This is a genomic window from Pirellulales bacterium (assembly GCA_036267355.1).
Classification (GTDB): domain Bacteria; phylum Planctomycetota; class Planctomycetia; order Pirellulales; family DATAWG01; genus DATAWG01.
In genome coordinates this window covers 1-21,632 of record DATAWG010000118.1, presented here as the reverse complement: position 1 = coordinate 21,632, position 21,632 = coordinate 1, and the positions used below count along the sequence as shown (strand labels likewise).

General features: G+C 62.4%; 20 protein-coding genes. 5 read left to right on the top strand and 15 right to left on the bottom strand.

Translation table 11 applies throughout. The features are described from left to right. Positions 1 to 251: 251 nt before the first annotated feature. Entirely contained in the window at positions 252 to 512 is a 261-nt protein-coding gene (locus tag VHX65_18510) for a hypothetical protein (GenBank protein ID HEX4000548.1), read from the bottom strand. A gap of 325 nt (positions 513 to 837) precedes the next feature. Between VHX65_18510 and VHX65_18505 the strand changes: the two genes are divergently transcribed. Then, on the top strand, positions 838 to 2,652 hold the full coding sequence (locus tag VHX65_18505) for a hypothetical protein (GenBank protein HEX4000547.1): 1,815 nt from the start codon (positions 838 to 840) through the stop codon (positions 2,650 to 2,652). A gap of 107 nt (positions 2,653 to 2,759) precedes the next feature. On the opposite strand, the gene VHX65_18500 is transcribed toward VHX65_18505, so the two are convergent. The 4 genes from VHX65_18500 to VHX65_18485 form a co-directional block, all read right to left on the bottom strand. Further along, positions 2,760 to 3,983: an MFS transporter gene (locus tag VHX65_18500; protein ID HEX4000546.1), complete on the bottom strand. Its 1,224-nt coding sequence runs from the start codon at positions 3,981 to 3,983 to the stop codon at positions 2,760 to 2,762. 63 nt (positions 3,984 to 4,046) lie between these two features. Further along, positions 4,047 to 5,555, bottom strand: a complete 1,509-nt coding sequence (locus tag VHX65_18495) for an RNB domain-containing ribonuclease (protein ID HEX4000545.1) — start codon at positions 5,553 to 5,555, stop codon at positions 4,047 to 4,049. A 150-nt stretch (positions 5,556 to 5,705) separates the two neighbouring features. Further along, a complete protein-coding gene (locus VHX65_18490; GenBank protein HEX4000544.1) occupies positions 5,706 to 6,464 on the bottom strand; it encodes a DUF1080 domain-containing protein in 759 nt (252 codons plus the stop codon). Positions 6,465 to 6,517: 53 nt separating this feature from the next. Then, positions 6,518 to 8,416: a glycoside hydrolase family 2 TIM barrel-domain containing protein gene (locus VHX65_18485; protein HEX4000543.1), complete on the bottom strand. Its 1,899-nt coding sequence runs from the start codon at positions 8,414 to 8,416 to the stop codon at positions 6,518 to 6,520. Between the two features lie 212 nt (positions 8,417 to 8,628). On the opposite strand from VHX65_18485, the gene VHX65_18480 reads away from it, so the two are divergent. Continuing rightward, complete coding sequence (locus tag VHX65_18480; protein ID HEX4000542.1) at positions 8,629 to 9,822, top strand: hypothetical protein; 1,194 nt, start codon at positions 8,629 to 8,631, stop codon at positions 9,820 to 9,822. 387 nt (positions 9,823 to 10,209) lie between these two features. On the opposite strand, the gene VHX65_18475 is transcribed toward VHX65_18480, so the two are convergent. After that, positions 10,210 to 11,244, bottom strand: coding sequence for a site-specific tyrosine recombinase (locus VHX65_18475; protein HEX4000541.1), 1,035 nt, complete (start codon positions 11,242 to 11,244; stop codon positions 10,210 to 10,212). A gap of 106 nt (positions 11,245 to 11,350) precedes the next feature. On the opposite strand from VHX65_18475, the gene VHX65_18470 reads away from it, so the two are divergent. Beyond that, positions 11,351 to 11,611 carry a hypothetical protein gene (locus VHX65_18470; protein HEX4000540.1) on the top strand — a complete coding sequence of 87 codons (261 nt, stop codon included), beginning with the start codon at positions 11,351 to 11,353 and terminating at the stop codon, positions 11,609 to 11,611. On the opposite strand, the gene VHX65_18465 is transcribed toward VHX65_18470, so the two are convergent. The 3 genes from VHX65_18465 to VHX65_18455 all read right to left on the bottom strand — a co-directional run bounded on the left by VHX65_18465 (position 11,608) and on the right by VHX65_18455 (position 13,509). Then, positions 11,608 to 11,886, bottom strand: coding sequence for a hypothetical protein (locus VHX65_18465; GenBank protein ID HEX4000539.1), 279 nt, complete (start codon positions 11,884 to 11,886; stop codon positions 11,608 to 11,610). The two genes, VHX65_18470 and VHX65_18465, sit on opposite strands and share 4 nt — an antisense overlap. Positions 11,887 to 12,241: 355 nt before the next feature. Further along, entirely contained in the window at positions 12,242 to 12,520 is a 279-nt protein-coding gene (locus VHX65_18460; GenBank protein ID HEX4000538.1) for a hypothetical protein, read from the bottom strand. Positions 12,521 to 12,714: 194 nt separating this feature from the next. Beyond that, the gene (locus VHX65_18455) at positions 12,715 to 13,509 is read right to left on the bottom strand and encodes a biotin--[acetyl-CoA-carboxylase] ligase (protein ID HEX4000537.1); all 795 of its coding nucleotides are present in this window, start codon (positions 13,507 to 13,509) and stop codon (positions 12,715 to 12,717) included. 368 nt (positions 13,510 to 13,877) lie between these two features. Here VHX65_18455 and VHX65_18450 point away from each other — a divergent pair, with 368 nt between their 5' ends. Both VHX65_18450 and VHX65_18445 read left to right on the top strand, forming a co-directional pair. Next, the gene (locus tag VHX65_18450) at positions 13,878 to 15,278 is read left to right on the top strand and encodes a hypothetical protein (protein HEX4000536.1); all 1,401 of its coding nucleotides are present in this window, start codon (positions 13,878 to 13,880) and stop codon (positions 15,276 to 15,278) included. Between the two features lie 91 nt (positions 15,279 to 15,369). Next, positions 15,370 to 16,569 (top strand): hypothetical protein, encoded by a 1,200-nt coding sequence (locus tag VHX65_18445; GenBank protein HEX4000535.1) that lies wholly within the window; start codon positions 15,370 to 15,372, stop codon positions 16,567 to 16,569. A 53-nt stretch (positions 16,570 to 16,622) separates the two neighbouring features. Here VHX65_18445 and VHX65_18440 read toward each other — a convergent pair whose 3' ends face one another. The 6 genes from VHX65_18440 to VHX65_18415 form a co-directional block, all read right to left on the bottom strand. Further along, complete coding sequence (locus VHX65_18440; protein HEX4000534.1) at positions 16,623 to 17,819, bottom strand: hypothetical protein; 1,197 nt, start codon at positions 17,817 to 17,819, stop codon at positions 16,623 to 16,625. Positions 17,820 to 18,001: 182 nt separating this feature from the next. After that, on the bottom strand, positions 18,002 to 18,952 hold the full coding sequence (locus VHX65_18435) for a lactate/malate dehydrogenase family protein (GenBank protein ID HEX4000533.1): 951 nt from the start codon (positions 18,950 to 18,952) through the stop codon (positions 18,002 to 18,004). Between the two features lie 117 nt (positions 18,953 to 19,069). Beyond that, positions 19,070 to 20,080, bottom strand: coding sequence for a class II aldolase/adducin family protein (locus tag VHX65_18430; protein ID HEX4000532.1), 1,011 nt, complete (start codon positions 20,078 to 20,080; stop codon positions 19,070 to 19,072). Positions 20,081 to 20,226: 146 nt separating this feature from the next. After that, positions 20,227 to 20,550 carry a EutN/CcmL family microcompartment protein gene (locus VHX65_18425; GenBank protein ID HEX4000531.1) on the bottom strand — a complete coding sequence of 108 codons (324 nt, stop codon included), beginning with the start codon at positions 20,548 to 20,550 and terminating at the stop codon, positions 20,227 to 20,229. 130 nt (positions 20,551 to 20,680) lie between these two features. Further along, complete coding sequence (locus tag VHX65_18420; protein ID HEX4000530.1) at positions 20,681 to 21,346, bottom strand: hypothetical protein; 666 nt, start codon at positions 21,344 to 21,346, stop codon at positions 20,681 to 20,683. Between the two features lie 117 nt (positions 21,347 to 21,463). After that, a partial coding sequence (locus VHX65_18415; GenBank protein ID HEX4000529.1) for a EutN/CcmL family microcompartment protein occupies positions 21,464 to 21,632 on the bottom strand: 169 nt, incomplete at its 5' end.

Genomic DNA, 21,632 nt, shown 5'->3' with positions numbered 1-21,632 from the left:
ATCCAACGTAGCAGGCACACTCCGTGTGCCGTCTGCCCCGCTCTGTGCGCAACCCGCCGCCGCGCGCAGACGGCACACCGAGTGTGCCTGCTACGTTGACGCCTTCGTTCGAAAATGGCAACCCAGTGCAACGCCGCTTTGGAGGCTGTGAAGACTTTGAGACTGCGAGGCTTTGAGGTACGAATCGCCGGCGATTGCATTGTAACCCGAAGCGTTAGCGAGGGACGCACGCCGTTGGACTGCGTGTGCGGTCAATGCATGACCAACATGTAGATCAAGACTAGCGTCAGGATCGTGCCCAAAATAATGAACCACGACTTGCGGACTCGGGGTGCGTCTTCCGCCGAAATGTAGTTCTCGCAATGCGGGCAGCGCCAGGCGTCTTCGTGAATCTCATGCCCGCAGTGTGGGCAAGGAATCGTCGGCTCGTCGGCGGACGAATCATCGTCGGCGTCGTCGGCGTCATCCTGGTAGTCGTCGTGCCACTCTTCTTCGGAGTCGTATCGAGGCATGCGAAAGCTGGCTTTTTTGCTAAGAAAACGGGAAAGGTTGGCCGCAACAAAGCGGCACTCGCTCGGAATCGTGATTTCGCTATCCGGCAGTTTACCAGCAATCGCCGGCGGGCAGTTCTAGCAAACCATCGAGTTTGTTCCGTGTCGGAAGGAATGCGGTTTGCAAGAAGTTGTCGATTCGCCGCATTTTTTCGTCGTGCGATTCACACAATTGCTTTTCGCTGAATCAGTGGCTTGCACGCGCCAATACCCCTACAATGAGCGTCTGCCCATTGGTCGGTCCCATCGAACTCTCGACTGATTCTCGATCCCCAGGAATCCCGCTATGAAACGCACACGGCGACTCGCAATCCTAGCGATGCTCTTCACGGTTCTGGCAATTGCTCCTCGGGCTTGGGCCCAGAAGGATGCAGCGCCGGCGGCGTCCGGCGGGTCGGCCTCCGACGCGGTGCTCAAAGCAATTCCGGACGATGCCTTGGGCTTCGTTGTCATCAAAGATCTTGCTCAAACCGACAAGGCCATATCCAAGCTGGGCGCCGCGCTACAGGCGCCCGTGCCGAGTGTGCTCTCGCTGTTCAAGCTTCAGGCCGGTATTCAAGAAGGGCTCGATGAAAACGGCTCGGCCGCAGTGGCAGTGTTGCCGGACGACGCTTCGCCGGCGCCGGAATCTGAAAAGGCGACGCCAAAGCCGACGCCCGCCGTCTTCTTCCCCGTCACCGACTACAAAAAATTCATCGGCCAATTCCAACCCGACGATGCCACGGCCGCGACCACCGGCGTCACCATTGCCGGGCACGCGCTCGTTGCGGGCCACAAAGATTCGTTCGCCGTCTTCATGCTGCCCGACCACAAAGAACAATTATCCAAAGTGATCGCTTCGCAAAAAGGGATTGATTCGTTGCTGGGATCGTTCAAGCCATGGATTGGCCGGCACCAAGTTTCGCTGGTTGCCACGCCCGCCGGGTCGAAGATGCTGTTGCAAGCGGCGCTCGCGCTACTGAAGCAAGCCGAGGCCGCCATTGTCCAATCGGCAAACGCGCAGCAAGCGGGCCAGCTTAAGATGGGCCTGAAAATCGACGAGCAGTTTCTCGCCGGGGCCGCGGAGCAAGTCGATGCGTTTGCGATCGGGTTGGCCCTGGATAAGCACAGCAATGTCTCCATCGACAGCCACACGAGCTTTGTCGCCGGCAAAAGCTGGGCTGCAGCACTCAACGACATGAAGTCCTCGGAAGGCAAACCGTTCCTCGGCTTGCAAGCGACGCCGTTCATGTTTGCCGCCGACATGAAAGTGCCCGAGGGGTTGTCCCGTGGTTTCGCGGCGTTCTCCGCCGATTCCATGGATCGCATGAATGAAACAGCCGGCGGCGCGGCGCTCGATCCCCAACAGCGCAAACAGTATATCCAAGCCATGGAGTCGATAATGAAGGGGAGCCACGAAGTTTCGTTCGTCATGGCGACGCCAAAGCCAGGCGAAGCAATGCTGGATGGCGCGGCTGCCGTGATGCGGGTCGACGATGCGAAAGGCTTTCTCGATCGTTATAAAAACGCGATCAAGGAAATGAACGCTGCCATGAAAACGCAACCGAAGCCAGCGTTCCAAATCTCCGACGTCAAGGAAATCGACATCGACGGCGCTCCCGGATTGAGCCTCACGGTGGACATGTCGGGCATGTTGGCGATGCAAAACAATCCGGCTGCGGCGAAGGTAATGCCGCAAATCCTGGGGCCAACCGGCAAACTCACCGCGCGGATGCTCGTGGCCGACGACCGCACGGTTATCGTCGGCTATGGTTCGGAAGAGCGTCTGAAGGAGTCGCTTGCCGCATTCAAGAGTGGGAAATCGACGTTTGCCACCGACCCGAATGTCGCAGCGACGCTCAAGCTGTTATCGCCGCACGCCCAACTCGTCGGCTTGGCGGATCTCAAAGGCTACATGAACTTTATTGGCGGATTAATTGCGGCCCAACGGCTGCCGGTCAATTTGCCGGCATTGCCCGACATGCCCCCGCTCGGCTTCGCCGCCCACGCCGGAAGCCACGGGCTTGACACGCAACTCGTGCTCCCCATCGAAACAATGCTCGACATCGCCAAGACCATCCGCGGCGCGATGAGCCAACACACCCCGGGATCGGGAGCCTGAACCGCGGCCTGATGTCGCGCGTTAAGCCCAGGGAAGGCCACAAAACCGCTTTGCCACTCGCAAGGCGATTTCCAGGCCTTCCCTGGGCTGAGGCTGTCCATGGCGACTTATCGCCGCACAAGCACCGCGCGCACATGCCGGTCGCGCCCGGCCCCGATCCCAAAAATCGCCGACGCAACGCCAAGCGCGACGCAAAATAGGGCCACGCCATTCCAATTGCCCGTCCAGCCGCGAAGTTCACCGGCGATCAGCGGCCCGAGCGACGCAATCAAGTAGCCGACGCCTTGCGCCATGCCGGAAAGATGCGCCGCGACATGCGAGTCGGCCGCACGGAGCACGATCAGCATCACCGCGATCGCAAACACGGCCCCTTGTGCCAGGCCCAGCACGCTCGCCCAAACCCAAATCGACCACAGCGGCGCATAGAAGCAACCTAGAATGCCGGCCACGCAAATCGCGGCGCCGATGGCGTCGATAACGCGCTGATCGCGCCAGCAGGTGGCCAGCGTCGGCGCGAACAGTGCTCCAGCGGATTGGCCGACCACCGAAACGGAAAGCACATAGCCCGCATCCACCGCGCTCAGGCCGCGGTCTTGCAGCATATGAGCGAGCCAGCCGAACATGGTGTAGGCAATCGCGGATTGCAGGCCCATGAAGAGCGTGACTTGCCAGGCGAGCGCGTCGGTCCAAACGCCCGAGATTTTGAAGCTGGCCTGCCCGCCGCCCCATTTCCCGCGCGGCACTTGGGGGGCCCAAATCGCCGCGGCAACCGCTGCCGGAATTGCCCAAAACGCCAGTGCGCCGGCCCACGATCCGCCGAGCACGTCGGCAAGCGGCACCGTCGCTGCTGCCGCGACCGCCCCGCCGAAGCTGAGCGACATCGTGTAGAGCCCCGTCATCAATGCGGCGCGCTTCGGGAAATCGCGCTTCACCAATCCGGGCAGCAGCACATTGACGATTCCGATGCTGAAGCAAGCCAGGATCTGACCGGCAAACAGCGCCGGCACCGTCGCCAGCCCGCGGATTGCCGTTCCCACGGCAAGCAGAACCGCAACGATCAGCAGCGCCCGTTCGGTTCCCATGCGCCGCGCGAGCGCGGGCCCGAGCGGTCCGAACAGCCCGAAGCAGAGCGACGGCAACATCGTGAGGACTGAAGCCCCCGTTTCGGAAAGGCCGGTAACGTGCATCAACTGCCGAAGCACGGGCCCGACGCTCGTCACCGCCACGCGGAGATTGATCGCCATCAACACCAGCGCCGCGCCGAGCCACACCGCCGTCCATCCGGTTCGCACTCGCGTCGGCGTTTGGTCTCCGTTCTCCGCGTCGGTCATGCGAATGAATTGGCTCGCGAATCGAATCTGTTGGGGGTTGGAAGTTGAACGGGTGCCGGTCGCTCAGGACCCCACTTTTTCGAAGTCGATGTAGCCGCGCTCGACATCGATGCGCAGCAATCGGACCCGCAGGCGGTGGCCCACTTTGAGACGTTCGAACCCGTGCTCGAGTTTGCCTTCGACCGGCGGATGGAAGATGCGGACCCAGGTGCCCTTCGCGCCTGCGCCGGTGACGATGGCATCGAACGGTTTGCCGATGCTCGATCGCAGAAGAAGCGCGGCGGCCGACTTTTCCATCCGGCGTTCGACTTTCTTGGCGGCATCTTCCTGGTCGGTGCAATGCTGCGCGAGCTCGGTCAACTCGCCGGCCTCGTAGGGGAACGATTCGCCGCCGATCGCGGCCTTCAACAATCGCTGCGTGATCAGATCGGGAAAACGGGGGTTGGGGGCGGTCGAATGGGCATAATCTTTCACCGCCAATCCGAAGTGCCCCGGACCGCTTCGGCCAGGAAGTTGCACGACGTATTCGCCGGCGCCCAGCAACTTGATCACGCTCAGCGATAGATCGGGGAATCGCAGCGCGTCGGCCCGTTTGGCCATGCGCAGAAATTGCTCGAGGGCTTTCGAATCCGGCGCGGACGGCAACGCCGCGCCATGCTCGGCGGCCAGTTCGACGATGCGATCCCAGTGCTTGGGAGTGCGCACGACGCGCCGCAGCGACGGAAATTGTTTGGCCGCGAGAAATCGGGCCGTGACGCCGTTGGCGGCGATCATGAAATCGGCGATGAGGTCGGTCGCCCGGTTCGGCCGTTCGGCGGCAAGCGCCGTCATTTCGTCGCCGGCGAATATGGCCCGCGGTTGGATCGTTTCCAAATCGAGTGCGCCGAATTCAAGTCGCACGGCTTTCAGCTTTTGCGCGACGCGATCTTGCAGCCGGAGATTTTCGTCGAGCCCCACAGCCGTTCCGCTCGCTGGCGGGGCTGGCCCGCTGCCCTCGAACCACGCAGCGATGCTGTTGTACGCCAGCTTGGCCCGATTGCGAACGTTCGCCCGATAAACGGCCGACTCCTGCAACGCGCCGTCGGCCGAGAAAATCATTTCCACGACCACGGCCAGACGGTCGACGTCTTGGCCGAGCGACGTCAGATCGGTCGACAGCCGCTCCGGCAGCATCGGGAAAACCTGCGCGGGCGTATAGACCGACGTGGTGTTTTGCCGCGCATGGCCATCGAGCGCGGATTGTTTTTTGACGATCGCATCGACATCGGCAACGGCGACCTGAATCTTTGCCGCTCCGCCCGGAAGCGATTCGGCCACCGTGAGCTGGTCCAGATCGAGCGAGTCGTCGTTGTCGATCGAACACCAGGGCAGGTTTCGCAAATCGCGCATCGGGGCGGCGGCCGGCGAAGCCGGGCCGTGGATTTTGTCGAGCTGAGCGAGCGCCGGCGGCGGAAAATCAGGCGCCAACCCGCGCTCGATCATCGCCCGATGCGCAAGCTGCCGCAGAATGGAACGCTGCGTTCGGTTGTCGGGAATCGCCAAACAAACCCCTTTCGCTTCGACCCCGGACATGGCGAACCTGGGCGCCATGCCCGCCGCACTGAGTGGGTGTGTGCATGATTCGCGCGAACATGCCCACGCAAAGACATGGGCATGGCACCCGACGATCGATCGCCGTGCGGTTAACGGAGCCATCCGCACAAACCGCGGTTGTCGCACGGCCTACAGTTTCGCGTCGATCGGCCGGACTTTGATATTCCGGAAAGCGATTTGGCCGTGGTCGCCTTGCAGGGCGATGTAGCCGGTGTTGGATTTCGCGAAGTTTTTCATCGAGGCAAACTTGCTCTTCGCCACGCGCGCTTTGAAATCCGGACTGCCCAAGACGTAATCAAAATACTTCACGCCGTTGATGTCGTGCTCGCATTTCTCGGGTGTGAGCAGCAGGCGCACATGGTTCCACTGACCGACCGGCTTGGTGGCGTCGAGCGTTTTGCCGGTCTTCGGATCCAGGGGCGGTTTGTAGAGTGCGTAGAGCCATCCGCAGCGAACTGGATCGGCGGCCTTTTGGTTGTCTTCGAGTTGGAATTCGGGGCCGGTTTCCCAAACATGATGGCCGGCATCGGTGACGTGATACATGATGCCGCTGTTTCCGGCCTCGGAAATGTTGTAGTCGAGTTGCAATTCGAACCAACCGAATTTGTCTTTGGTGACGATATCGCCGGCGTGATGCGGATCGACGCACGCCAACGTGCCGTCCTTCACGACCCAGCCGGGCAGCACATCCTTGCGGCCGAAGGTGCGCCATCCGTCGAGCGATTTGCCGTCGAAGAGCAATTGCCAGCCGGCCGCTTTCTCCGCGGAGCTAAGCGTGTTCGGCGCGGCGTCGGCATCGCGCGCATCGTCCGCCCGCAGCGCGGGCGAAGCCGAACAGACAACCAGGGCCGCCAAAGCGGCGAGCGAGAACTGAATCCGCGTCGACATGGGTGATCGCTCCGATGTGTTATGGTTCGAAACCGGTTTGCTCGCGATGGTAGTTACTTCGCCGCGGCGGGGCCGCCGGGATAGTCGTCGTAGCCGTATTCGTGCAAGACGCGGCGAATGTCGCCGGGAAGATCTTTCTCCCTCTCGACATTGGGGATGATCGTGCGGTCGTATTTGAGTGCTCCGTTGTGCTCGTTTTCGACGTCGGTCAGTTGCGTCACTACGCAGCCGCTAATGTCGGCCCCTTGCGACGACTTCATCCGATTCCGCAGCGCGCCGACCGGCGAAAGCCCCCAGCCATATTCGCCGACGATGCCGGCCCGGCCGTGCGGGCCTTTCTCGGCGGTCGGGCCGTCGTGGCCGTAGCAATGATAATCGACGACATCGCCGTAGCCGAAGTCGAACAAGCCTTCGTTGTGCTCGTTGCCGCCGCCGCCGGTGCCGCTTTCGGCATCGATCAGCCGCGTGGGGTCTTCCTGCCGCGTCGCCGTCACCATGCGCAGCTCTCGCGATTGCGCCACGGGCGACGGTTCGATCTTTTCGCGGCCGTTCTTGCGGTCTTTCAACGGCAATCCCCAGCCTTCGTTGAACAAGATCCACATCACGATCGACGGATGGTTGCACCGTCCGCGGATCATGCGCCGCAATTCCGATTCGAAGTTGCCCTCGCGATCCGCGATCGATCGATCGTTCGGCTTGAAGCTCATTTCCACCACGGCGGGCATATCCTGCCACACCAACACGCCCAGCCGATCGGCCCAATAATACCAGCGATCCGGCTCGACCTTGATATGCTTGCGGTCCATGTTAAAGCCGAATTTTTTCAGCATCACGAGATCGTATTTCAACGCCTCGTCGCTCGGCGCGGCGTAAATGCCGTCGGGCCAAAAGCCTTGGTCCAAGAATCCGTTTTCGAACACCGGCCGGTTGTTCAAGAGAATTCGGTCGTGGCCGGTGTCGTCGGGCCCGATCGAGATTTTTCGCATCCCGAAATAGCTTGCGACCGAATCCACCGCGATACCGGCATGCCGGGGGTCGGAGAGCGTCACTTTCAAATCGTAGAGAAACGGCGCGGCCGGCCACCAGAGCCGCGGGCTCGGCAGCGAAATTGCCAGCGTTTCGCCCGGCTTGCCCGTGGCCCGGCCGACTTCCTTGCCGTCGGCGAGCGCGATCGCTTCAACGGTTTGCCCGTGGGTCGCGCGGGCGACAGCCGCCACCAGCTTCAATTGGCCATGATCGACATCCGGCACCAGCCGCAGTTCTTCGATGTGCTGCGTTGCGACCGGTTCGAGCCACACAGTTTGCCAGATGCCCGTCGTCGGCGTGTAGAAAATGCCGTCGGGCTTCCGGGCCTGTTTGCCATGCGGCTGGCCCCCTTCGATCGGATTCCAAGCCGACACGACGAGTTCTTGCGGACCATGCGGCTTCAGCGCATCGGTGATGTCGAAGTCGAACCCGTCGTAGCCGCCGGTGTGCATGCCGACCGGTTTTCCATTCACCGTCACATGGGTTTCCCAATTCACGGCGCCGAAATTCAGCAGCACGCGCCGACCCGACCAACCGGCCGGAATCTCGAACTGCCGGCGATACCAAATCTGGCTCTTGTCGTCGACCGATTTGTTCACCTGCGAGAGAACCGATTGCGGCGGAAACGGCACCAATATCTTGCCGGCATATTGCGCGGGCGCCGCCGACTCCTTCGGCGAGATCGCATACTCCCACGGTCCGTTCAGGTTCAGCCAATCGTGCCGCACGAGCTGCGGCCGCGGATATTCGGGCAGCACCGGTTTGTCGGCAGAGATCTCTTTGCCCCAACGCGTCATCGGCACCCCGTCGCTCGGCGGCCAGACGGCAAGCGCCGCGCGCGACTCAAAAAACAAACCCGCGGTCAAAGCAAGCATCAGCGGGAGCGAGCACCGACGCAAAAGCATCGGCAGGCGACTGCAATTCATGGGGGACTTCCTGCGAGAGGGCGGGCGGACGCGGGACCGGGGGGCGGGAGGCGGGCTGGGCGGAAACTACAGCATACTTCGCAGCGATCAGGCATGCTACGGCCCCGTCTCGCGTTCTCGCGGCGCCGCCGGGCCTGGGGTATTTGTTTTCTCGCCGGTTTGGTCTACGATCAGATATGGGGATCGAGGCGGTCTTTCTGGGAGCAAATGTGATGAAACGTTCGTGGATCATCGGCGCGGCGGTGGCGGCTTGTGCGGTCTTTGCATCGAATCCCTTGGCCCGCGGACAAGCCTCCGGATTGGGCGATTCCATCCGCACCCATTCCGACGGCCCAATCCATGGCAATGTCGAAAGCGCCACGCGCAACGAATTGTCCATCACCCAAAAGGGCGTCAACAAGACGATCCCGGTCGACGACCTTGAAGCAATCAAATTCGCCGACGAGCCGCACGAGATGCAAGTGGCCCGCGTCGATGCAGACAAGGGGAATTACGCCGGGGCCCTGCGCGAAATCGAAAAGCTCAAGCCCGACGATCTGCCCCGTGAGTTACTGCGCACGGAATTGGAATATTTGAAAATCGTCTTCAAGGTCAAATTGGCGATCAGCAGCGATGCCGAGGGAGACGACGATTCGTCGTCGGACTCGTCGCCCGCCGATCTGGTCAAGAACCCGAATAGTGCGGCCAACGAGGCGATCGAGATGGCCAACAAGAACCCCGTCGATTTGGCCAAGAAAGTCGGTCCCGAGTTGGTCGAGTTCCTCAAAGTCCACCCGAACACGTTTCACTATTACGAAGGAAACGAGCTGGCGGGCGATTTGCTAGTTTGGCTGGGAAATGTCGAGCAAGCCCCAAGCCGGTTCGCCGCGGCGTCGATGTTCTACGAAAAGCTGGCCACTTCGCCCTGGCCCGACTTCCAGGCCCGGGCGCGCTTGCTGCAGGCTCGGCAATTGCAACTGCAAGGCAAATACGACGAAGCGCTCAAGGCCTACGACGCCGTGCTCGCCGTCCAAGCGAAGGGCCAGTTAGCCGGGCAGCAGATGCAGGAAGCCACGATCGGCCGCACCTATTGCCTCGTCGGCACCAACCATGCTCAAGACGCGCTCAAGATTCTTCAAGACACGATCGCCAAGGCCGACGACGACGACACGACGCTGTTGGCCCGCGCCTACTGCGCCCTGGGCAATTGCTATCGGGCACTGAAAGACAGCAAGCAAGCGCTGTGGGCCTATTTGCGCGTGGATGTGCAATATCCGAGCATCGCCGAATCGCATGCCGAAGCGCTGGCGAATCTGGAGGTGCTATGGAACGAAATGCACCGTCCCGATCGTGCCCGCGACGCTCACGACTATCTCGCGAGCCACTATCCTTACAGCCGCTGGAGCAAGCGCAGCGTGGCTCATTAGTAAAGGATCATCCACTCGGTAACGGGTCGGGTGCCACTGCTGGCTTGTCCAGCAGTGTGGGGCAAGGGAGGGACTTCCGTCCGAAAGCTCGCCAGTTGTGACCGCTGGTTCGGCCGGCGCCGCGGCGAATGGCGGCGGCCTGAAAGGCCGATTCTATCAGCCCAGGTCGGAGCCGCGCAAGCGGCGGAGGCCTGGGTCAACCGTCCCGCACACACGATGCATCGGTCCTGACAGGGCTGTTCAAAGAGGTGCCGCAACTTCTGGAACGGCCCCTATCAGGGCCAGACGAAGTGTTGCATTACATCCCTGGGACTCCGCCACTCGCGCGGCTCCGCCCTGGCTTGGCGGAATGAGCCTTTCAGGCTCAGGTCTATTTCAAGCCGTCGCTCATGCGCGCGGGTGAAATTTCTGGTGCACTTTCTTGAGTCGCGCGGGATCGACGTGGGTGTAGATTTGCGTCGTGGTGATGCTGGCGTGGCCGAGCATTTCTTGCACTTGCCGTAGATCGGCCCCGCCGGCGACAAGGTGCGTCGCAAAGCTGTGGCGAAGCGTGTGCGGGCCGATCGAGGCGGGCGCCCCGGCGCGCAAGGCATAGCGCTTCACGAGCTCCCAGATCCGCTCGCGCCGCAATCTCAGCCCGCGGCGCGAGAGCAACAGCCATCGCGGGCCGTTGTTTGCCCGGCCCGCGGGCGCATCTTCTTTCTGACCCCCGGCCTCCGACCCCTGTTTCCTTTCGCCCACGACCAGCGTCGGCCGCTCGACCGAGAGATAATCCCGCACTGCATCGGCCGCCGGGCGATTCATCGGCACGATCCGCTGTTTGTCTCCCTTGCCGTGGCAGATGCAATAGCCTTCGGCCAGATGCACGTCGGCCAAGGCGAGATTGGACACTTCGGAAGCGCGGCAGCCGGTGGCATAGAGAAGCTCCAAGAGGGCCCGATCGCGCCGCCACAGCGGATCGCCGGGCGCCGGACCATCGAGCAGCCGATCGACCAGCTCGACCGACAGCACCTTGGGCACGCGGCTCCACAGCCGTTGCGTTCCCAGCAGCTCGGCAAGATTTTCCCGCATCACGCCTTCGAGCTGGAGGTAGCGGAAAAAGACCTTCAGCGAAACGACGTGCCGTGCGATGCTCGCCGCGGCCAAGCCGCGCTTTTGGAGCCATGCCGGATAGTCGGCCAATTCGCGGATCGTAAGCCGCGTCGGGTCTCGGCCAGCGAGCCATTCGGCAAACTTCGCCATATCGCGGCGATACGCTGCCGCGGTGTTCGCCGAAAGGTGGCATTCGCTACGGACGTAATCGATGAAAGCGGCGATCCACGACGCGGCACGGCTGCCGGTTGGCTTCGCGGCCGTTGCCGGCGCCTGCGGAGTCAAGGGCGGGCGGCGCACACGCCGCATCGGTTTGTCGCCGGTTGCCATGGTTGAGCGCCTATCGCTTTCGCGAGCGCGGGCCGCCCGTTTGCCCGCGGCGTTGCCGACCGCGTGCCACTGGCTATGCCAGTGTTTCTTGCCGGGTGCTGGAATATTGAACAAACAACTGGCGGAGCCAGTGGCACACGAGAGGACGCCACAAGGCGCATCGGCATTTAAAAGGGCGGCACTGCATCTCGGCGAGAAGAGAGTCCCAAGAAACCGGCGGCGATGGAGCGCTGTGCCGGTTGTAAGGGAATCGCCGATTGAACAAAAAAAGACGCGGTCCGGCGGCAATGCGCCGCCGGACCGCGCCGAATGGTTTCAACGCTACGAAATCCTCAAGCAAACAACGTTGCTCGAAAATCAACTCTAGCGATCGTACCGGATGCACATATCCAAGTGGTAGATCGCGGCGTCGATCGCACGAATCGCGTCGTCGCGATGACCGCCGAAATTGTGGTGGGCTTCCAACAGGTCTTGGCGGGCGACCCGCAGGCTATCAAGCGACTGGTGGAGATGCGGATGATGCCACGGCTCTTGAGCTTGGGCGACCGGCGGAGCAACAATGCTCGAATTCCAAGCGACCGAACCGACCGCGAACACCAAGCCCAACAGACCCAGACCGACAAAACGCGCGCACTTGCTCATTTCTCGACTCCTTTCGGGGGAAAACATTCGATCCATCACGCAACGAACGGCACGCCGCGTTTCGCCGAACGTGGCGGCAAACCGCGGCCTCCGTGGGGGGCGAATGGTGCCAAAAAAGGCCGAACCCGGCAAGGCCAGAAAACCCGCGGCAAGCCACAATGCCAGCAGCGACGCGCGACACCGCAAGCGAGCTTCTCACGCCGGCGGCGGACCGTAGCTCGCTCGCGGTTTCGCGCGTCGGCCTCGCTTAGCGGTTCGGCCCAGGATCCAAACAAAACCGGCGTCGGCGGCCAATCGTTAATCAGGCCGCACCACGCCGTAAGCATCGCCGATGCCGGTCAATCAGCAGCGGTTTTTAGCCGTGCTTCAGGCAAATTTCGAGTTGCTCGATCGCGCCATCGACGGCCTTCAGAGCGTCTTCGCGATGGCCGCCGAAATCGTGCTTCGCGTCTTTCAATTCATGACGGGCCTCGCGCAGTTCCTTCAGCGCCCGATGGATGGCCGGATGATGTTCTTCCGCGGCCTGGGCCGCCGGCGCGGTGATCGGCAAGGTTTTCGAGGTCATCAACGATGAGCCGGCGAGAAATGCCCCCCCTAATAATGCGATTCCAATAACACGCGCGAAAAGACTCATTGCGACGCTCCTTTGAGAAAAGATCATCTTGCCCTTGCCTTCGATAAACCCCGCCCCGGCGGCCGAGTTTCGCTCATCCGATTATAGCTCGCGCCGATGCGAGCAGCGCGGATTCTGCCCCGGCAATCGAGCTGCCACGATCGGGGCACGCGCGGGCCAGGACGGCGGTCGTGGTGCTCGCCATCGCGGGCTTGCTATTGTCGTGGAAGCAGCGCCGGGCGCAACGTGCCGGCGTGGAATCGCTGCACGCCTTCCTGAGTGTCGAGAATCAGGGCCCCGTCGGGGCCGATGCCGACGCAACGACCGGCCACCGCGCGCTCGCCGAGATACAGCGTCAGCGCTTCATCATGCTGGAGGCAAAGCGCGTCGAACGAGCCGAGCAAGCGCGGATCGTTTGCCCAAAGTTCGCGCAGGCGCGTCGTCACGCAATCCAGCAGATCGATCGACAGTTGCGTTTGATCGTGGGCTTGGCCGCTGAGATCGCGCAACGTAGCAACTTGCGATCGCATTTCCGGCGGGGCATCCGCAGCGGAATTGTTCGAATTCACGCCGATCCCCAGAATGTGCCGGCCGTCGGCAAGCACTTCCACCAACACGCCGGCCAGCTTCCCGCTGCCGACATACACATCGTTCGGCCAGTGCAGTCCGACGCGATGCTCCGGCAATCTCGGCGACACCGCATCGACAATCGCCACGCCCGCGGCCAACGCCACGCGCGGCTCGAGCCGCCGCGCGCCCCCCAGCATCGCCGGATCGAATAGCAGGCTAAATGCCAGGCTGCCGGCGCCGGTCCACCACGTGTTCCCCTGCCGCCCGCGGCCGGCAGTCTGTCGATCCGCGAGCACTAACAGCGGCAAGGGACAATCCGCGTCGCCGGCGCATTCGCGGGCTCGAGTTTGGGTCGACGATATTTCTTCGAAATGCTCGATGCGCGCCGCCACGTTCGCAGCAGCGAGACGGTTGGTGTCGATTGGTGGAATTGCTGGCATGGGTGGCGAATTAGAGCTCGGCCGAAAAATCACTTCTCCACAGACCCCTCGTCCTTGCGGGCGACGGCAGGGTGAGGGGTTCGAAAAATGGAAGTTATTTTTCGGCCGAGCTTAAGACATTGCGGCGCGGGCCAGGGGAAGGCCGGGACGCACGATTGGAATTGCGAAAGCGGTTGGGGCCTTCCCTTGGGCTTGGGCGAAGGGGTGGCGCTGGCCTGGCGGCTGAACTATCTTAACATCGAGTCGGGCTTGACCGGAATGTGGCGGTTTTGTATTTAACTCGCGGAATTTCCGCCGCAGGGCGAATTCCATGCTGCGCCTCCTCCATTTGCCATTCGGCACGAATTCAAACCACAAGGGTCTCGCCCTTGATTGCGCTGCGTCTGAGCGGCCTGTGGGCCGGATTGTTGTCGATCGGATTGTGCGCCGCTACGGCGTCGGGCCAGCGCGTGGAATTTCCCACGCCGGTCGCCGATCCGAATGCGCTCGCTCAGGCTCCAGCGCCGGCGACGGCGGTGCCCTCGCTCGGCGGTGCGACCGCACCGGCGACTCCCGCTTGGGATCCGTATGCCAACCAAGGATTGCCGTCGTCGGGGAATCTGCCTCCCTCGACCGCGACGGCCCCTTACACGCTGCCCCCCAGCCCGTCGGCGACGCCGATCTACACGCCTCCGCCGACGTTAAGCACGCCGCCGACGTATGGCCCCGCGCCGAGTTACGGTGCGCCCAGCTATGGCTCGCCCAGCTTTGGCGCGCCCAACTATGGCTCGCCGAATTATGGCCCGGGCCCGCAGTATGCCGCTCCGACGCCGTATGCCGCTCCGTCGACGGCCATTCCGCAACCCTATTATCCGGCAAATCCCGGCACGCCCGGTTTTCTTTATCCGAACGGCGGCCCGGTGATGGCGCCCGGCTGCGGTTGCGCTCCGCCGGTAATCGGCACGAATTTTACCCGTTTCATGCAGGAAGTTCGGCTCGATGAGACCTTCATGTATGGCGAAGGACCGCGCCGCGTCGAGTCGAACGACATCGAAACGTCGGCCACATTTGCGCTACCGGTCTACTGGGCCAAAGAGCCGTTTTTGATCACGCCCGGCTTCGGCATCCATACCTGGGAGCGTGGCACGCAGACGGATCAGTTGCCGGCGCAAACCTACGACGCCTATATCGACGGCGCGTGGAACCCGCAGCCCTCGCCGTTCTTCGGCGCGGAACTCGGGGCCCGCGTCGGCGTCTATTCCGATTTCGACACGTTCACCGACCACAGCATTCGCATCATGGGCCGGGCGCTCGCCGTGCTGAACTTCTCACAATTTGGACTGCAGACCACGCAGCTCAAGTTGGGCGTGATCTATCTGGATCGCAATGAAATCAAGCTGCTGCCGGCCGGCGGTATTTTCTTCACTCCCGATCCCGATACGCGTGTCGAGATTTACTTTCCGCGACCAAAATATGAACACCATTTCGCCACCACAGGAACCTATCAATGGTGGTGGTATCTCGTCGGTGAATACGGCGGGGGATCGTGGACCTTCCGCCGCGACATCCCGGTCGTGGGAGGCGGCGTGGATCGCGTCGAAGACAGCTTCGACTACAACGACATCCGCGCCTCGATCGGCATCGAATGGATTCCCGAACGAAACATCGGTTTGCGCGGCTATTTCGAAGTGGGCTTTGCCACCGATCGAGAGATCGTCTATCGCTTCTATCCGCCCAGCAATATCGATTTGCCGAACACGTTTTTGGTCCGCGGCGGGTTGGCGTTCTAGGAGGTGCGAGGGACGAGTGACGAGGACAAAATGGCAGATGCAGGTCGTGCGAAGCGCGAGGCGAAATATGACGCAACCTAGAAATCGCGCCGTGCATTTTGCAACACCGATGGCATTCGGGTTGCTCTTGGCGGTGTTGATTTGCGGCGCCGCGCGTGCGCGGACGGACGTATTTTCCGAGGATGCGTTTTCCGACGACAATGGCTCCGATGCGGCGGCGCGAGACGACTACGCCCTTCGAACCGGCTGGTGGACACCGGCAAATCGTTGCCCCGATTCTTGCGGTCCCGGCACTGCCGGCGAATATTGTCTTCCCGGAAATCCGAATGCGCCGGTCATTATCGACCAAGGCGCTTGCCCGCCCGGCGCACTGCCGCCGCCGGCCTATGCTCCATTTCCCGGCGCGCTGCCGGGAGCGCTGCCCGGAACGCTGCCGGGTGCCATGCCGGGTGCCCTGCCCGGGGCTTATGCGCCGCCACCGCCGGCCGATCCGCTGCTGCCATATGTGAAAAACGGGCTGCTGCAACGAGTCGAGTTCACGACAACCTATTTGCCGCGAAACGGCGGCGGCGGGATCGGATTTGATGACCTCGACGGCTTTGCGTTCGTCTCGATTCCCCTGTGTCTGCCGGGCGACAAATCCGCGCTGCTGATTACTCCCGATATTGAAACCCACTTTGTCGACGGCCCCGACGAGGCCGTTTTGCCGCACCGGCTCTACGACGCCAGCGTGCTCGTGCAATTTATCAGCCAATTGCCCGACAATGTGTTGCTCTACGCTGGAGCCGAACCCGGCTGGCATAGCGACGCCCAAAACACGTCCAGCGACGACTACCGCACGGCGCTGTATGCCGCCATCGGCTACCGTTTTTCGCCGACGTTCGCGGCGGCGGTAGGCGTCGGTTACCTCGATCGGCGCGACATTGGCCTGATCCCTTTGGCGGGACTGATCTGGGTGCCGACTCCCGATATTCGCATCGAACTCGTGCCGCCCAAGCCGCGAATCGAACGCCGTATCTGCGCCGGCAATGGCTACGACGACTGGCTCTACATCGGCGGCGAGATGGGCGGCGGCCAATGGGCCATCGAACGACCCGACGGAACCCACGACGTTGCTTCCTACCTCGATTATCGAGCCCTGCTGGGCGTCGAGCGGCGAAGCACGTGCGGTGGCCTCGGCGGGCTGGCGGAAGTAGGATACGTTTTCGGCCGCCGCCTGGAATACGCCGGCGCACCGGGAACGTACGATCCGCCCGACACCGTGATGGCCCGCCTCGGACTGATCTATTAGCGAGGGAACCCAGACCGACGGGGCCGGCGCCGCAACCGCGCCGAATTCGTCGGCTAGGATCCAAAAATCCGGTCGCGCCGTGCCTTGTTGTAGATCAACTTTTCCGCGGCGGTCATCTTTGCGAAATCCGGCTTCGTGTTGTCGGCTGTCGTCGGGCCAGCGCTCGGCCTCGACGCTCCATTCAGCCCGCTCGGCTTTTCCGGCACCGTGACCGTCCCCCTGCCGCCATAGCTCATCACGTTTGTTTGCAGCAGCAGGTCGTCGTCCAGGCTGCGATGCGGCCGGATTTTTAGCGTCTGCAATACGCCGTGATAGGCTCGCACGGCTTCTTCCGGCGTGATCCGCTGCTCGACGATCAACCGCAAAAACTCGATGAACGCCAATTGGCATTCGGCGGCGTTGATCTTCCGGCCGTACAGCGCGGCGCGGGCACCGTATTTTTGGGCTTCGGCGACGAGTTTGAATGCGTCGTAGGTTGTTCCCGAACCGCCGCCCAAAATGCCGACCACCAAGTGCGGATCGTAGGCCACGAGTTCTTCCATCGCCCGCGGGCCGTGGTAAACGATTTTCAAGAAGACCGGCCGGCCGGCCGCGGCGACGCCCGCCAGCGTCCGGGCGATCGAATCGTTGATGAACGCCGGAATTTGCTCCGGCCCCAAATCGTGCGGGGCGTTCGGGTCGAACACTTCCAAGAAATGCCGAAATCCTTTGGCCTCGGCTTCGGTGCGGAAGGCGCGATACTCTGCGAGCGTTCGCAGATCGTCGTCGAGCCGGTTGTTGAACGTCACGCTATACAGCCCGAGGTTCGCGCCGCGGATGCGCTCGCCGCGCTCGCAATCGACATGGCCGCATTGCAAATGGTCGAGCGATGCCGAGCGGAACGGCCGGGCCGGCGGCTCGAGATAGTGGCCGCCGCGAACGACAAACACATCGCTGGCGTCGTTGGCGCGGCCGGCCGGCGTGACATGGCTGCCATCGAACAACCGCTCGCCGATCGTCAGAAGGTCGTTGGTGCTCGCGGACATGAGCACGATGTCGACCAATCCCTGGCGGATGACATCGCGAATCGCCCGGCGATATTCGGCGAGCGTGCGCATGCGCACTTCGCTGGAATGGGCTTCGGGCGATTGGCCCGGCGCGCCGATCCCGAACGCCATGTCGGCATCCTTGGCGTCGGCCAGAATGAAATCCTTGGCGCCGGACGGATCCGCATGGATCGCAGCGAGTTTTCGATCGAGCGATTTTTCCATGCGATGATTGGGTCGAAGCCAGTGGTGCCCGAACCGGTATGCGCCCCCTCACCCCTAGCCCCTCTCCCGCGAGGGGAGAGGGGAACGCGTTCCTTGCGGCACCGCGCCAACAATGCGGCGCCAACAGCGCCGCTTCTCCCCTCGGCCCCTTGCGGGAGAGGGGCCGGGGGCGGGGGGTGGTGTCAACCTGCCCCAACCGCGGATTTCGTTTGCAATACGGTGTCGATCGTTTGTCGCAGCGCTTGGGCGCTTTGTCGCATGCCTGCCAATTCTTTCGGCCATAGATCAATCGGGTGAGTGGCCAAAACGCCGGCCCTGCCCACCACCGTCGGCACGCTCAGCGCCACGCCGCGCAAGCCGTAGCAGCCATTTTGCACGCTCGACACCGGCAGCACGCGGCGGCGGTCGAGGGCGATCGTCTCGATCACTTCTTGAATCGCGAGCCCGACGGCAAACCCGGCCCCGCCCTTCTTTCGAATCACTTCCGCGCCGGAGCCTTTGGTGCGCTGAAACAACTCGCCGACAGCGGTGTGGCTCCAGCCGGGATATTTTTCGAGCGGCAAGCCCGCCACCGTGGCGCTCGACCAGATCGGCACCATGCTGTCGCCATGTTCGCCCAGGATCAGGGCGGCCACTTGCGTCGGCGCCGCCTTCAATCGCTCGGCAATCAGGGCTCGGAAGCGAATCGTGTCCAATAGTGTTCCCAAACCCAGCACGCGCGACGCGGGAAGCTTGAGCTGTTGCGCCGCAAGATACGTGAGCACATCGACCGGATTCGACACCACGAGCACGATCGCATCGGGCTTGTGCCCGGCTTTCTGGATCTCCGCGAGGATGCCACGGAACAATTCGACATTGCGATTGATCAGGTCCAAACGGCTTTCGTCGGGCTTGCGCCTCAGGCCGGCCGTGATGCAGATCAGATCCGAATCGGGAATGTGTTCATAGCCGCCGGAGCAGATCACCTGATCGGCGATCAGCGGCGAGCCGTGCAACAAATCGAGGGCTTGGCCCGCCGCCGCTTCGGCATTAGCGTCGATCAAGGCAATTTGCCGGACGATGCGGCCCATTTGCAGCGCGAAGGCGGTGCAAGAGCCGACCAATCCGCCGCCGCCGATGATGGAGATGTGCATAGGGTTAGGGGGTAGGGTTAGGGGTTAGGGACGCGCGAAACCGCAAGCGCGGGTCGCGGCCAAGCTGGGTGGTGAGGTTCGCTTGCGGTTTTGCGCGTTTGCTGTTTCGCGCGGTTGTTATTTTGCGGTTTGGGCCAGCGCGGCCATGACACGGTCGGTAATTGCGCGGATCAACGCTTCTTGGTCGCCATTCGTGCTCGGGCCGGGCGCCGCTGCTGCTCGCGTGGCGGATACTACTGCCGGCTTCCCATGCCCATTGCACTGACAAGCGCACTCCGTGTTGCCTTTTTCCTCGCCCCTCGCCCCTCGCCCCTCGCCCCTTTCCTCTGGCCCCTGGCCCCTGGCCCCTGATTCCTTCCCCTTCCCTGCCATCGCGGGCGGCGCTTCAAAGGCACGGCGCTCGATGCCGGCGGCGGCCCAACTCTCGCGGAACGTGTCGTTGGCGCAGATGTCGCAATTCTTCATTTCCTCGGTGAGCCGTGGGTCGGTGAAGCCCCATTTCTGCTTCAGGTCGAGCAACTCGCGCGTCTTCTGCTCGGTGAAATAGTTCACCTTGCCCAGGTCGCGGGCGAGCATCAGGATGCGGCAATAGGCGTCGAGAATCTCGGTCCACCAGTAAGCCAGCTCGACCGTCTTGCCGAAGCTCACCGTGCCGTGGTTGGCCAAAATGATCACATTCGATTTGGCGACGAACGGCAAAATCGTGTCGGCAAACGCTTGTCCGCCAGGAGTTTCGTATTTCGTGATTGGCACGTCGCCCAAGAACACCTCGACCTCGGGCAACACGCACTGCGGAATCGGCTCTCGCGCCACGGCAAACGCCGTCGCGTGCGGCGGGTGGCAATGCACGACGCTCTTGATCTCCGGCCGGGCCTTCATGATCGCCAGGTGCAGGAGCACTTCGCTGGTGCGCTTGCGATGGCCGGAAAGCTGCTTGCCTTCCATATCGACGGTGCACAGATCGCTCGGCTTCAGAAAACCCTTAGACACCATCGTGGGCGTGCAGATGACTTCGTTCTCGGCGATGCGGTAGGTGATATTGCCGTCGTTGCCGGCGGCAAAGCCTTTGTTGTAAATTCGCCGGCCGATGTCGCAGATTTCTTCCTTGATTTGATGGGCGTTGATCATGAGTTTGGCTCCGATGGGGAGATAGTTGTGTGTCGTTGAAAGTGTGCTGGTTCGTTTGCCAAGGACTCTGCCCGTGCGAGCCGCGTCAACGGCTTCGCCAGCCGCAAAGCTTAGCGAGAGAGCGCTAGTGGGCGGCCTCTCCCTCGCTAACGCTTCGGGCTAGTGTGCCACTGGCCGGGGGTGGTTTCGGTTTCCATTTCTACTTGGTCGAGCACGGCGGCGTTGTAGGCATCGACCGGTTTGATCTCCGGGCGAAACGGTTGGGCGGCTTCGCCTCCTTCGCTCAAGGCAATCCGGCTGCCGATGCCCGAGCCAAGTTCGTCGTACACCACCAGTTCCTCCGCCGCTTCGTTCGCAGCGCCGGTCAAGTTCGCCAGCGACAACGGCACGGCCAGCCGAAAGCTCGCGCCGCTCATGGTTGGATGGGACCGCGAGAGCGTGACGGTGCCGATGATGGTTGCGATTCGCATGGGTGGGTTAAACTAGTTGGAGGCGAAGGGGGTCGGGCACATTTTTCGCCGAAGGACTTGTATGGATTTAAGCCGTTCCATGGCGAAAAATGAGCCAGACCCCGGCGGGTCAAAATGAGCCAGATTCCGGTTAGTCCAATCGGCCGCGCCATTGCGGCGGGCACCTTCGCGGGGCGCCTTGGCAAAATCGCTCGATCCACGGTTTCATCGCAAACGGGCTGCGGCCAGTGGGGTCGACAATCAACAAATTCGCGCCGATTTCCCGTGCCGTCGCAGTCAATGCTGCTAACGTTCCCGCATCGCCGGCCGCCATTGCTCGCACGCCCGGCAGCCGATTCGCTAGACACATCGCCGCGGCCGGCTCAGGCGTCAGCAGCAGCCCAACTGTCGCCGAGGCAGCAACCTGCCGCGCCAATTCGTCGATCGTTTCCAACAATCCGCTCGCCGCAAGCCGCTCGATCGCCAGCGGCATTCGCCCGAGCAGCTTCATCAACGTTTCGAATTGCGCTGCGTTTGATGCATCTGCGACACCAACGACCAGCCTGAGCGTCGCGGTCTTCGCGCCGTCTTGTGGCGGCTTCGCATTTCGCTCTCCCCGATACAATTCGATCTTCCGCTGCCGCAACAGGTCGCAGACGGCAGGCGTCACGATGGCCCTTCGGCCGACCGTCAATCGCCGAACTCCTTCCAACCGCGCCGATGCATCGAACACCGCCGACAGGCTGACCACCGCCGCTTCGACGACCAATTCGCTCGTCGAGCCCTCCACGTCGGCATTGGTGGTTGCGTCAGGCATACCAGGCTACAGGCTTGAGGCTACAGGCTTAAGGACGAAAACAACGCCGAGGGTTTGCTCTTTGTTACGTAGTAGGCACACTCCGTGTGCCGTCGGCCCCTGCAATCAGCGCAGCCTTCAGCCTGTAGCCTTTTCATCGGGTATTCCAATGACGCTCCAGCGCACCGGGGTGGTGTCGCTGTTGAGCAAGGCGCGGGTGCCCGCGCCGTCGCTCGTGATGATCACGCGGTCGCCGATGCCGGCGCCGAGGTTGTCGACCGCCAATTGCGGATCGCCGTCGGGCCGC

Bases quoted from the DNA above. Each gene is read 5' to 3' on its own strand.
- VHX65_18510 (HEX4000548.1), bottom strand. From the start codon at position 512: ATGCCTCGATACGACTCCGAAGAAGAGTGGCACGACGACTACCAGGAT.
- VHX65_18505 (HEX4000547.1), top strand. From the start codon at position 838: ATGAAACGCACACGGCGACTCGCAATCCTAGCGATGCTCTTCACGGTT.
- VHX65_18500 (HEX4000546.1), bottom strand. From the start codon at position 3,983: ATGACCGACGCGGAGAACGGAGACCAAACGCCGACGCGAGTGCGAACC.
- VHX65_18495 (HEX4000545.1), bottom strand. From the start codon at position 5,555: ATGTCCGGGGTCGAAGCGAAAGGGGTTTGTTTGGCGATTCCCGACAAC.
- VHX65_18490 (HEX4000544.1), bottom strand. From the start codon at position 6,464: ATGTCGACGCGGATTCAGTTCTCGCTCGCCGCTTTGGCGGCCCTGGTT.
- VHX65_18485 (HEX4000543.1), bottom strand. From the start codon at position 8,416: ATGAATTGCAGTCGCCTGCCGATGCTTTTGCGTCGGTGCTCGCTCCCG.
- VHX65_18480 (HEX4000542.1), top strand. From the start codon at position 8,629: ATGAAACGTTCGTGGATCATCGGCGCGGCGGTGGCGGCTTGTGCGGTC.
- VHX65_18475 (HEX4000541.1), bottom strand. From the start codon at position 11,244: ATGGCAACCGGCGACAAACCGATGCGGCGTGTGCGCCGCCCGCCCTTG.
- VHX65_18465 (HEX4000539.1), bottom strand. From the start codon at position 11,886: ATGAGCAAGTGCGCGCGTTTTGTCGGTCTGGGTCTGTTGGGCTTGGTG.
- VHX65_18460 (HEX4000538.1), bottom strand. From the start codon at position 12,520: ATGAGTCTTTTCGCGCGTGTTATTGGAATCGCATTATTAGGGGGGGCA.
- VHX65_18455 (HEX4000537.1), bottom strand. From the start codon at position 13,509: ATGCCAGCAATTCCACCAATCGACACCAACCGTCTCGCTGCTGCGAAC.
- VHX65_18440 (HEX4000534.1), bottom strand. From the start codon at position 17,819: ATGGAAAAATCGCTCGATCGAAAACTCGCTGCGATCCATGCGGATCCG.
- VHX65_18435 (HEX4000533.1), bottom strand. From the start codon at position 18,952: ATGCACATCTCCATCATCGGCGGCGGCGGATTGGTCGGCTCTTGCACC.
- VHX65_18430 (HEX4000532.1), bottom strand. From the start codon at position 20,080: ATGATCAACGCCCATCAAATCAAGGAAGAAATCTGCGACATCGGCCGG.
- VHX65_18425 (HEX4000531.1), bottom strand. From the start codon at position 20,550: ATGCGAATCGCAACCATCATCGGCACCGTCACGCTCTCGCGGTCCCAT.
- VHX65_18420 (HEX4000530.1), bottom strand. From the start codon at position 21,346: ATGCCTGACGCAACCACCAATGCCGACGTGGAGGGCTCGACGAGCGAA.